The organism is Rhodococcus sp. T2V (assembly GCF_029269925.1).
GTDB classification, from domain to species: domain Bacteria; phylum Actinomycetota; class Actinomycetes; order Mycobacteriales; family Mycobacteriaceae; genus Rhodococcus_F; species Rhodococcus_F koreensis.
In genome coordinates this window covers 1-10803 of the sequence record NZ_JARJBD010000164.1, presented here as the reverse complement: position 1 = coordinate 10803, position 10803 = coordinate 1, and the positions used below count along the sequence as shown (strand labels likewise).

The 10803-nt window shown below is 62.9% G+C and carries 8 protein-coding genes; 5 read left to right on the top strand and 3 right to left on the bottom strand.

Annotated features, from left to right (window positions below; genetic code table 11):
- Window positions 1–665: 665 nt before the first annotated feature.
- The 3 genes from P3H15_RS51300 to P3H15_RS51290 all read right to left on the bottom strand — a co-directional run bounded on the left by P3H15_RS51300 (window position 666) and on the right by P3H15_RS51290 (window position 3985).
- On the bottom strand, window positions 666–1304 hold the full coding sequence (locus tag P3H15_RS51300) for a 3,4-dihydroxy-2-butanone-4-phosphate synthase (RefSeq protein WP_276144371.1): 639 nt from the start codon (window positions 1302–1304) through the stop codon (window positions 666–668).
- A 40-nt stretch (window positions 1305–1344) separates the two neighbouring features.
- A complete protein-coding gene (locus tag P3H15_RS51295; RefSeq protein WP_276144370.1) occupies window positions 1345–2643 on the bottom strand; it encodes a CdaR family transcriptional regulator in 1299 nt (432 codons plus the stop codon).
- A gap of 361 nt (window positions 2644–3004) precedes the next feature.
- Window positions 3005–3985: a zinc-binding dehydrogenase gene (locus P3H15_RS51290; RefSeq protein WP_276144369.1), complete on the bottom strand. Its 981-nt coding sequence runs from the start codon at window positions 3983–3985 to the stop codon at window positions 3005–3007.
- Window positions 3986–5175: 1190 nt separating this feature from the next.
- Here P3H15_RS51290 and P3H15_RS51285 point away from each other — a divergent pair.
- From P3H15_RS51285 to P3H15_RS51265, 5 genes are all read left to right on the top strand, one after another.
- Window positions 5176–5748 carry a VOC family protein gene (locus tag P3H15_RS51285; RefSeq protein ID WP_276144368.1) on the top strand — a complete coding sequence of 191 codons (573 nt, stop codon included), beginning with the start codon at window positions 5176–5178 and terminating at the stop codon, window positions 5746–5748.
- Window positions 5749–5821: 73 nt separating this feature from the next.
- Entirely contained in the window at window positions 5822–6709 is an 888-nt protein-coding gene (locus P3H15_RS51280; RefSeq protein ID WP_276144367.1) for a fumarylacetoacetate hydrolase family protein, read from the top strand.
- Entirely contained in the window at window positions 6702–8468 is a 1767-nt protein-coding gene (locus P3H15_RS51275; protein WP_276144366.1) for an FAD-dependent monooxygenase, read from the top strand. Before P3H15_RS51280 ends, P3H15_RS51275 begins: the two co-directional genes overlap by 8 nt.
- A gap of 93 nt (window positions 8469–8561) precedes the next feature.
- Window positions 8562–10562, top strand: a complete 2001-nt coding sequence (locus P3H15_RS51270; protein WP_276144365.1) for an acetoacetate--CoA ligase — start codon at window positions 8562–8564, stop codon at window positions 10560–10562.
- A gap of 34 nt (window positions 10563–10596) precedes the next feature.
- Window positions 10597–10803, top strand: a 207-nt coding sequence (locus P3H15_RS51265; protein WP_276144364.1) for a hypothetical protein, incomplete at its 3' end; no start/stop codon positions are given.

The window sequence follows — 10803 nt, the reverse complement described above, 5'->3', positions numbered from 1 at the left end:
CTCCGGCGCCGCCTCGGCCACCACCGGAGCGATCTTCACCGCCTCCGCCAACAGATCCCGGGTGTCGCGCGGCATCGCAGTAGCAGTCACTTTGTCCTCCATATTGATTCGTTGATGTGGCTCCAAGAAGCCGCACATCTTGGTGTACGTCCGGTTTCGCGAGGCACTTTTCAGGGATCGACTTCCTCGATCCCGAGCCTCTGGGAGAGTCATTGCGCCATCTGTGTGCGCTAGACCACATTATGCTGAGCTATGTTATAACGTCAAGGCCTGAATGATTTCGCGTACAATTTTTTTTCCCGCCGACGCCGTCGCAAGATGCTGCGCAGCAATGGATGTGCGTGGTTTCGCAATTCCCTCTGGACGAAGAGCACCACGCACAAACGCCCTCGAACGCGGCCCAATACCCGGCGACGACTTCGCCTCCGCTCGCAGCCCCGACCTCGGGACAGCGAATGCGGTTGGTCGCGTCGACAAGAACGGCACCCGCGTGGTGCATCCAATTCGCCTGAAATTAAATGCAATACAAACAATCTTGGAGACTCGCCAGCACTATCCGGAGCGACAGCTGACGTTCCGCTTGTGCAAACCCCTCCGCGACGGCCGAACTCGTTGCGCCGGCGGGCGCAACAACCCGACCGACCGTGTGACGATTCGGATGAGACTCACTGGCCAGGCGCGGATGCGCGGCCAGTATGCACGGTGACGAGTCCGTGCTGGTACGCAAATCTGACTGCTTCCTCCGAGTCGGCGAGTTGCGTTGGAGAATCGAAGCTTTCGAGTTCCGCGAACACTGCGCCGGAACGGGATGGATGCGCCCAATCGGTCAATCCCAGCGCGAGAGCAGGGACGGTCCGAGCAATCCCGTTCGATGCCATGACACGGACGGGGACGAGATGGCCCGGCCGCGTGAGGCCGTTCGGTTCGGTGGAGGGATCGGCCAGCACGCGCGCTGTACGGGCACGGTCTGCACCGGATATTCCCGTGGTCGTTCCCACTGCAGCATCTACGGCAACACACTGTCCGCGGGCGTGTGCGGGAGCATACCGATCCGAGGGAATCGCCTCGGCGAGGAGAAGTCGGTCACACACCATCTCGTGAAGGGCGACCTGCACAAAGCCACTGGTATGGCGGATGATGAAGGCCATCTGTTCGGTGGTGACGGTGCCGGCGCATGCCATTAACACGATGCGCGAATCGTCAATCATCACGATTGTCTCGCCTGCCGCCAGGGCTCGAATACCGCTTTCGAAGCCGCCGTGCTGCGAGTCATGGTCACGGGTTTCGATCATCGAGGTTGTCATGGCGTCGTTCCGTTCTGTCCGGTAGGGGATTGGCATGCCGTCACGGGTGGTCTGCGCACGCGGTGATTCCATCCTTGAGCACAAGGGCAGTCCACGTTTCGAGCGCTCGTTCATCGAGCGAATGCCCGATAAGTTGTTCGATCTTCTTCAGGCGATAGATGACGGTGTTGCGAACAACGTAAAGTTCGTTGGCTACCGCGAGGGGACTGTGCTTGAGGCGTAGGTACGCTTCTGCGGTCTGCCGCAGCGTCAAGCTCTGCGGGTCGTCAGCGGCGAGCTCGCCCAGCTCGGCTTCGAGAAAGCCGCGGGCCTTCTCCATGTCTTGCACCAGGACGGACAGCAGGTGCACATCAGCGAAGTCGACGCTGCGCTTCCTCAGTCCCGGCAGGGCGTCGAGTACTACTCGCGCCTGCTGAGCCTCGTGATGAGTTCGGATGAAGCCTGCCAGTCCTTCGTGCGCTCGTCCGATCACTACCCGTACCGGGGCGTCACCGTCGAGGTCGACGTCGACGTGCCGCGGGAAGGTCGACCGTGGGTGATTTCCCCATGCATACAATGTGGATTGACCGTGTGGAATCAGGAGTACTTGTTCCGCGCCGCAGGCCCTGAGCGCCGTATCGGCGATCTTGTTCAATCGCGAGTTCCGCCGCAGGTCGTTGGTATCGGACCACAGGATCAGGCCGATGTGATGACTGTGCGCCAACGAGTATTGGAGTTCTTTTTCTGCACTGGAGATGTCGTACCCTTCATGACCGAGGAGGGCTCGCACGACCTGCTCACGTGCAGCGGCGGTTGTCGTCATCCACCGCCCGTATTCGGTCTCGTACTCGCGTCCGATGGCTTCGGAGAAGCCGTCGATGAAGCGCAGCAGAACCTGCGAAATCAACTGAAGCTGAACCGGTTGCTCTTCCCCAGGAACCATTTCCATGCACGCACGCATGTACTCATCTGCGAGCCATTGGTGTCCCTTGCGGACGGCCGCCCAAATCGTCAACAGTGAGACCCCCCGTTGAACCCACTCTTGGATTGCCCGAACCGTATCGTCGTTGATCTCCGGCATCTGGAAGTCGTGGCCGTCGATTGCCAGCATGGTGATGATCGCCGCCGATTCGGTACCGAGACGAACAGTTGCCACTTGGGCCGGCCGGTCGCCGAACTCAGGAAAGATCTCGACACACCGCTGCGCGAGCTCCTTTCCCACCGCGACAGCCCAATCCAATGCTTCCCACCCAACCTGGCCAGCTGCCAGCTCGAGTAACTCGGTCGAGCAGACCGATTGGATCCGCTTCGAGTCGCCCACTTTGAGCTGGCTGACCCAACGTCCTTCCACGGTGGCCATCACCTGCTCCTTCGGCTATGTGCCGTCAACATCCGCCTCGTGAACGGCTCGCGGTCTCGCAGGCACTCCGGCGGTACTGGTTCATCCAGTCGACGGCAATCCACCGGGTGGGGTTGACCTGGTCCGATTGGCGGCTCGATGGACATATTGAAGGCTACGTGACGCGCAACACATGCTTCTAGGACTCAGCGCCAAAATTTGACGGTAGGTATTGCGCGGAATTGTCCTCGATGGATCCCAACCCCGGCGGATCCTGGGTTCACGTGGAGGCGTCATCCGGGGTTTGTGCCTCGGGTGACGCCTCCGCTTGAATCGGTTTCTGGTCACATGGTGTTCAGATCGACCCTGGTGCCGGGCGAACTCACTCGGCCTTGTTCACCAGGACGATCTTGCCGAGGTGTCGACGTGACTCGAGGTGCTGGTGAGCTGCGACGATGTCATCGAGAGCCCACGTCGAGTCGATGACCGGCCGAATTTGGTGTTTCTCGACGAATTGAAGCATCTGACCGAAGTCTGTCGGGCTGCCGAGCGTGGTGCCCAAGATCGTGAACTGGCCGAAGTAGAGGCTCGGTACCTCGAACGTCGCCGTTCTGCCGGCGCTCGAGCCGAAGACGGCGATCCGACCACCCGGTTTGAGGCATCCGAGGGCCTCGGCCAGGTTGGCGCCGGTTCCGCTGATAACCACGTCGACTCCACCGCCGGTGGCCTGGACGACCTGTTCGACCCAGTTCGGATCCGTGTAAAGGAAGCCTCGCTCCGCGCCGATCGCCCGGACGGATTCGATCTTGTCGTTGCTCGACGACGTCACCAGTACGTGTGCGCCGGCAGCAGCACCGAATGCGACCGCAAACGTGGAGACTCCACTTCCGGCGCCGAGGACCAGAACGGTCTCACCTTCCTGGAGGTCGGCACGAGTGAACATCGCACGGTAGGCGGTCAGTCCTGCACAGGGCAGGGCTGCGGCCTCTTCCCACGAGAGGTGCTCCGGCTTGGGAAACAGGTTGTCGGCGGGGACGGACACCAAATCCGCATATGTTCCGTCGGTGCCGTCACCGAGGATGGCAAAGTCCTTCCCTGGTGCCGTCTCGGCGCTACCCCAGTTCAAGCAGGGATAGATGATGGTGTCGTCACCGGTGTCGAGCCGTGTTCCTGCACCGTCCATGCCCAGGATGCTCGGCGTTGTGAAACCTCGTCCGGTTTGGCGGAGAATCACGTCGTGCCAGTTCAGGGAGCTCGCACGCAGCTCGACCAGCACCTCGCCGTCTTTGGGGGTGGGATCGGGAACTGTTTCCACGCTGAGCTGGTCGGCGTCGCCCCAGCTGTGCACCACTGCCGCTTTCATCGATTTCTCTCCTCAGGTTGTCCGGACATCCGAAGCAGTCCGGGGTTGGTGTGACGACGTAGCCGACTTCATCGGTTCAGGAGCAGCCGGGTGGTGAACACCTCGTCCCGGCGACCCTCCACTGCGAGTAGTAAGTCGATCCGTCCTCTGTGAGACACCGACACGCATCAAGCGAGCCGTGCTCTCATCGAACGGAGTCGGTTTGCTGGCATCGTGAGCGCCGCTGCCGCACATCTTCGGCATCCCGTTTTATGTTATAACACTGTGCGCGTTGGCGGGAGTCGCAAAACTGGAGCACCGGCGCGGCGGCGGCCGATGTTCGATTTGGCGCAGAGCGCAAACATGCGCCCGATCTCCTCATATTGAGCCCAAGAAAAATGTGCTCCGCATCACAACAATGGGGAGAGAGAGATCGCATCGCGGTCTGGAGCATCAGAAGGAAGTGGCAGGTCGGATGAACGCCATAGCAGCCTCCATCGACCCGGAGGCGCGAGAGGGCTCGCCGCGTACAGCAGGGCAGCCGGACTCGGTGGGCGACGATATGCCCCCATCGAAACCGCGGGTGTCACTCGATGAAGAGTTATGCCTCGGAGCCGAGCGGGCCCGACTGGTCGCGATCCGGAACAGCAGCGAGCGTGAGTACACGTTCTTGATCGTTGGGACGATCGCACGCATCGACCAAGCGTCCGTGCGGGTGGTCGATCCCGAACGAATCCTCATTGAAGGTGGACGGCCTCACGCCGAACCGGAAGTCCTGGTGGGCGTCTCCACCCCCTTCGTTTCTCGCGCATCCGCAGCGAGGGACATCGCTCGGCTAATTCATCGTGGTGGTCCGGTATTCGATCGGATCGCAGCTCGGCAGGCGCCCGCACCACCCGATGCGCCCACCGGTCCTCGTCCATCGTTCGTTGTGCCTCAGGCAAAGACGGGTGACGCAAAGCAGATTCGGGAACGTCGCCCTACAGGTCCGATCGGCACGGCAGCTATGCGAAAACCCCGACGGACCGAGTCTTGGCAACCCGCGTGACCTCTGTTATAACGTATTACACGCAGTGATCCGCTCCACACTGACGGCCGCCAACCTCGGACGGGCGCTCGTTATGAGCTTCAGCGAGTGAGTCAGGTATTACCACCCTGTGCCACGTCGGCCTCAGCGCCGACTGGCCATTGGACACCAAAAGGAGTCAACGATGACCGCCACACCCAAGTTCGCGCATGTGGTGCTGCAGACGAGCCGTCTCGAAGAGATGCGCGATTGGTACTGCACCGTGCTCGATGCTCACGTCGTCTACGAGGGGCACGGTCTGTGCTTCATCACATTCGACGAGGAGCACCACCGCGTCGCACTGCTGGGCGCACCCGTCGAGCTCGCGCCGCGCAACCCCGGTGCCGCCGGCATGCATCACACCGCGTACACCTTCGATACCCTCGACGATCTCCTCAACCGGCACGATGCGTTGAAGGAGAAGGGAATCGAGCCCAAGGTTCCCATCCAGCACGGCGTGACGACGTCGCTGTACTACCAGGATCCCGACGGGAACTTCGTCGAGCTGCAGATCGACAACTTCGCCACACCGGAAGAGGCAACGGCCTACATGAACGGGCCCGAGTACGACGGCAACCCGATCGGGGTGGCGTTCGATCCCGCGCTCATGCGACAGGCCATCCTGCAGGGAACGCCGATCGAGCAGATCACCACCCATTCGTGGGCAAAGGAGACCAGCCCGGACCTGCCCGACCCCATGGTCGCCCTGACCAACTGATCGAATCCGGGCCTGGACGAGCGCTCCGGGCCCACTTCACGACCGGCACCGTTTCATCATCAAAGGACTCCCCATGCGAGTGGCAAATCAATCCGGGCGCCTCAAGATCGTCGTCGACGGTCGCGCGGTAGATGTCGAAGAGGCCAGCGACCACAAATTCTCCGCCGATCCCCACGCCGTCCTCGACCGGTGGGACGAGTTCGTCGAGTGGGCGAAGTCGGTCGACACCACCGGAGGATCGCCGGTCATCGAATCGGAACTCCAGGCCCCTGTCCCGCGGCCCGGGCAGATCTTCGCGGTCGGCGTGAACTACCGCGATCACGTGGAAGAGGCCGGCCTGCAATTGCCGGAGACCCCTTTCGTGTTCACCAAGTTCCCCGCTGCGGTTACGGGTCCCTACGACGACATCGAGCTCCCACCCGGCTCGGTCGACTTCGAGGTCGAACTGGTTGCCGTCATCGGTCGGCACGCCCGGCACATCGATGCCAGCGATGGCTGGGACTACGTCGCAGGGTTGACGATCGGCCAGGACCTGTCCGAACGAGAACTGCAACTCTCCGGTCCGCCGCCGCAGCAGTTCAATCTCGGTAAGTCCTTCGCCGGCTTCGCGCCCATCGGTCCTGTGCTGGTCACACCCGACGAGTTCGCTGACCGCGACGACATCGAGGTCAGTACTGTCCTCTCCGGGCAAGAGATGCAGAAATCACGCACCCGCAATCTCATCTTCCCCATCCCGGAGCTCGTGGCCTACCTGTCCACGATCCTGCCCTTGCGCCCCGGTGATCTGATCTTCACCGGCACTCCGGGAGGCGTGGGGTGGGTTCGCGAACCCAAGCGTCTGATCGGCCCGGAGGACGAACTCGTCACCCGCGCCGAAGGTATCGGCGAAATGCGCCACCACTTCGTTCCCGTCCGCGACGGCGACCTCACATCCGCTAGAAGGAGCACTACCCATGCATGACATCACCGTTCCGGTCCTCATCGTCGGCGGTGGAGGATGCGGCTTGTCGTCCTCGATCTTCCTCTCCGAGCTCGGCGTCGAGCATCACCTCGTCGAACGTCACAGCGGCACCTCTCACCTTCCGAAGGCGCACTATCTCAACCAGCGCACCATGGAGGTCCTCCGCCAGTACGGTGTGGCCGACTCCATCTACGAGGTAGGCACCAAGCCGAAGAACATGGGCAAGACCCGATGGGTGACCTCGCTCGGTGGCGACGGCGAACTCGACGGCCGCACGCTGTTCTCCATGGAGTCCTTCGGCGGCGGCAGCCTCGAAGCGAAGTACGCCGTCGACAGCCCGTGCCCCTCGAGCAACTACCCGCAAATCAGACTCGAACCGCTGCTGCGCGAGCACGCAGAACGTCGGGCCCCGACGTCGATCCACTTCAACCGCGAACTGTTGACCTTCGAGCAGGACGACGACGGCGTCCATGCCCTCATCAAAGACTTGGACACACAGGAGACGTACACCGTCCACGCCAAGTACCTGATCGCCGCCGACGGCGGCAAGACCGTCGGTAACGCACTCGGCGTCAAGATGGAGGGCCCGAGCGGTCTCCTCGACATGGTCAGCACCCACTTCACCGCTGATCTGTCACAGTATTGGGAAGACGATGTCCTGATCACCTGGCTGCTCAACCCCGAAGGCGCCGGCTCTTGGGCCAGCGGGGCCATGGCCGCGATGGGACCGACCTGGGGCAAAAACTCCGAGGAGTTCGTCCTCCACTTCACCTTCCGGCCCGACGATCCCGCCCGGTTCGACGAGGAGGCGATCGTCCCCCGCCTGCGCGAGCTCCTCAAGCTGCCCGATCTCGAGCTCGAGGTCCGCCACGTCAGCCACTGGATCCTCGAAGGAGTGCTCGCCGACAAGTATCAGGTCGGCCGCGTCTTCCTCGCCGGCGACGCCGCGCACCGTCACCCGCCGACCACCGGTCTGGGACTGAACACGGCTATCCAGGACGCACACAATCTGGCATGGAAGCTCGCGGCCGTGCTCCGTGACGACGCCGCGCCCGCACTGCTCGACACCTACGAGGCCGAACGTCGCGTGGTCGGGATGCGGAATGTCGACTGGGCGATGTTCACCTTCCTCAACCACCTGGTCATCGATTCCGGCATCGGGGTGATCCCCGGCCAGCCCCTCGAAGCGCAGATTCAGGTGTTCCGGGACTATTTCTCCGACACACCCATGGGCGAGACACGCCGAGCGCGCGCCGCGGAAGTTATCAATACCCAGCGCACCGAGTTCCAGGCGCACGATCTCGAGATCGGGTTCTCCTACCCGAACGGTGCACTGGTCCCGGACGGAAGCGAAGCCCCGCCGCGTGACCCCCTCGGCAGCGTGTACTTCCCCACCACTCGGCCCGGGCACCGGCTCCCTCATGCTTGGATCGGCCACTCCGAAGAGCAGATCTCCACGCACGACCTCACCGAGAACTGCGCCTGCTTCGTGCTGATCGTCGGGTCGGAAGGCGAGGCGTGGGCTACTGCAGCCGCGGTGGTCGAGGAAAAGTTCGGCATCCGGCTGAAGATCGCGCAGATCACCGAGAGCGGACCCTTCACCGACAGTCAGGGCACGTGGGCCGCCCTCCGCCAGATCGACGATTCCGGCGCCATCCTGGTTCGCCCGGACAACCACGTCGCCTGGCGCAGCACCAGTGGCAACGCTGATCCGGCTGGGGAGCTCACACGCGTCTTCGGCACCGTGCTCGCACGCTGACGACACCCTCCGAAACATGCTGCTCACGGACGTGGACGCGCCCGGCGCCCGCGTCCGTGAGCTCCCGAAACCCAGGTGAAAGGAACGCCACCGATGTCCGAGTCTGGACGTGAGGTGCTGTGGTCACCCTCGGCCGAGCGCATCAGCGCTTCCCGACTGGCGCAGTACCAGCGCTGGTTGGCAGCTGAAAAGCAGGTCGACACCACCAATTTCGACTCCTTGTGGCGGTGGTCGGTCCACGACCTCGACGGATTCTGGTCCTCGATCTGGGAGCACTTCGACGTGATCGCCTCGGCGCCGTCGACCGCGGTGTTGACCGATCGGACAATGCCTGGTGCGCAGTGGTTTCCGAATGCCCACCTGAACTGGGCCGAAAATCTTCTCCGCGGCGGCGAGCGCGATGGTGCCGCGATCATCTCGGTCAACGAGAACGGGATCAGCGGTGAGCTGTCCCGGCAAGAACTGGTGGCGCAGGTCGCCAACCTCGCAGCGCACTTCCGCCACGTCGGAGTCCGTCCCGGTGATCGAATCGCGGCCGTACTTCCCAACATTGCCCCTGCGATCGTGTCCGTGCTCGCCGCTGCCAGCGTCGGAGCCATATGGTCGTGCTGCGCACCGGACTTCGGGCTCAAAGGACTGACGGACCGATTCGCACAGATCGAGCCAACCGTGTTGATCGGCGTCGACGGCTACCAGTTCAACGGGAAACGAATCGACCGGATCGACCTTCTCGCCGGCCTCCGGGAACAGCTCCCGTCCGTCCGTCACACCATTCTGGTCCGCAATCTCGACGAGACGGTCGCGGCCCCGGACGGCGTCGCAGACTATGCAGATCTCGTTGTGGGCGATGCACAGCCGCACTACGAACAAGTACCGTTCGATCATCCATTGTGGATCCTGTACAGCTCGGGTACGACGGGCCTACCCAAGGGCATCGTGCATTCACACGGCGGCATTCTGCTCGAGGCGCTCAAGGCCAACGCCCTCCACTACGATCTTGGTCCCGCCGACCGAGTGTTCATCGCGGCGAGCACCGCCTGGGTCGTGTGGAACATGCTCGTCGATGCCATGGCCACCGGCGCGACCCTCGTCACCTATGACGGAAGCCCGACGTACGGGCGACCCGACCATCAGTTCCGGATCTGCGCCGAGCACGGTGTCACCCGGTTCGGAACCGGGGCGGCGTACCTGACCTTGTGCGAGCGGGCCGGCACACGGCCCGGGGACGAGTTCGACCTTTCTGCGCTGCGTTCGATCATGTCGACCGGCTCGCCGCTGCCGGACACCACCTGGCGGTGGGTCTACGACGCGGTCACCGACGATGTGCATCTGGGTTCCGACAGCGGTGGTACCGATGTGGCAACCGGATTCATCGGAGCCAACCCCTTCTGTCCGGTGCGAACGGGGGAACTGCAAGGCCCTTACCTCGGAGTCGATGTCCAGGCGTGGAACGAAGCGGGTGAGCCGGTGACGGGCGAGGTCGGTGAGATGGTGATCGCCGCTCCGATGCCGTCCATGCCGATCTATTTCTGGAACGACAGCGACGGCCACCGCTACCGAGAGGCCTACTTCGACGTCTATCCCGGCGTCTGGCGGCACGGGGACTGGATCACGATCGAGGCCGACGGGGCGTGTGTCGTTCACGGCCGGTCGGATTCGACCATCAACCGTGGCGGAGTGCGGATGGGTTCCGCGGACATCTACCAAGCGGTCGAGACCCTCCCCGAGATCGCCGAATCCCTGGTGATCGGTGCAGAATTGCCCAACGGCGGCTACCACATGCCGCTGTTCGTCGTGTTGCGCCCCGGGTACACACTCGACGAGGCACTGCTTAACAAGATCCGCACTACCATCAGAACGCAGGTCTCCCCACGGCACGTGCCCGACGAGGTGATCGACGTGCCGGCGGTCCCGGTGACCCGCACTGGTAAGCGACTCGAAATCCCAGTAAAGAAGCTGATCCAAGGTGTGGCGCCGCAGGTGGCGATCAACCGCGCGACCGTGGCGGACCCAGGGGCACTCGACTGGTACATCGGCTACGCCGAGCGATTCCACCACACCGACACCGGACACGCTGCCGCCCGCAAAGCCTGACCCCGACCGGGTCGCCGCGAGGAGATCAGAGTACGTGGTGGCCCGGCACGACTTCTTCCTGGTGCCACCACCGGTGATGGTTGTACACCCACGGAATCGACGACAGAACAAGCTTTGGGCCGCAAGGAATCTACAAGCGTGCACGCAACAGTTGGGATCAACAATGACACAGGTTCGGCCACAGACCACGCCCGATATTCACACGACGGCGGGAAAGCTCGCCGACCTGCGTAATCGTCAG

Excerpts from the sequence above, each read along its gene's own strand:
- P3H15_RS51285 (WP_276144368.1), top strand. The coding sequence starts at position 5,176 with ATGACCGCCACACCCAAGTTCGCGCATGTGGTGCTGCAGACGAGCCGT.
- P3H15_RS51300 (WP_276144371.1), bottom strand. The coding sequence starts at position 1,304 with ATGACAACCTCGATGATCGAAACCCGTGACCATGACTCGCAGCACGGC.
- P3H15_RS51295 (WP_276144370.1), bottom strand. The coding sequence starts at position 2,643 with ATGGCCACCGTGGAAGGACGTTGGGTCAGCCAGCTCAAAGTGGGCGAC.
- P3H15_RS51275 (WP_276144366.1), top strand. The coding sequence starts at position 6,702 with ATGCATGACATCACCGTTCCGGTCCTCATCGTCGGCGGTGGAGGATGC.
- P3H15_RS51280 (WP_276144367.1), top strand. The coding sequence starts at position 5,822 with ATGCGAGTGGCAAATCAATCCGGGCGCCTCAAGATCGTCGTCGACGGT.
- P3H15_RS51290 (WP_276144369.1), bottom strand. The coding sequence starts at position 3,985 with ATGAAAGCGGCAGTGGTGCACAGCTGGGGCGACGCCGACCAGCTCAGC.
- P3H15_RS51270 (WP_276144365.1), top strand. The coding sequence starts at position 8,562 with ATGTCCGAGTCTGGACGTGAGGTGCTGTGGTCACCCTCGGCCGAGCGC.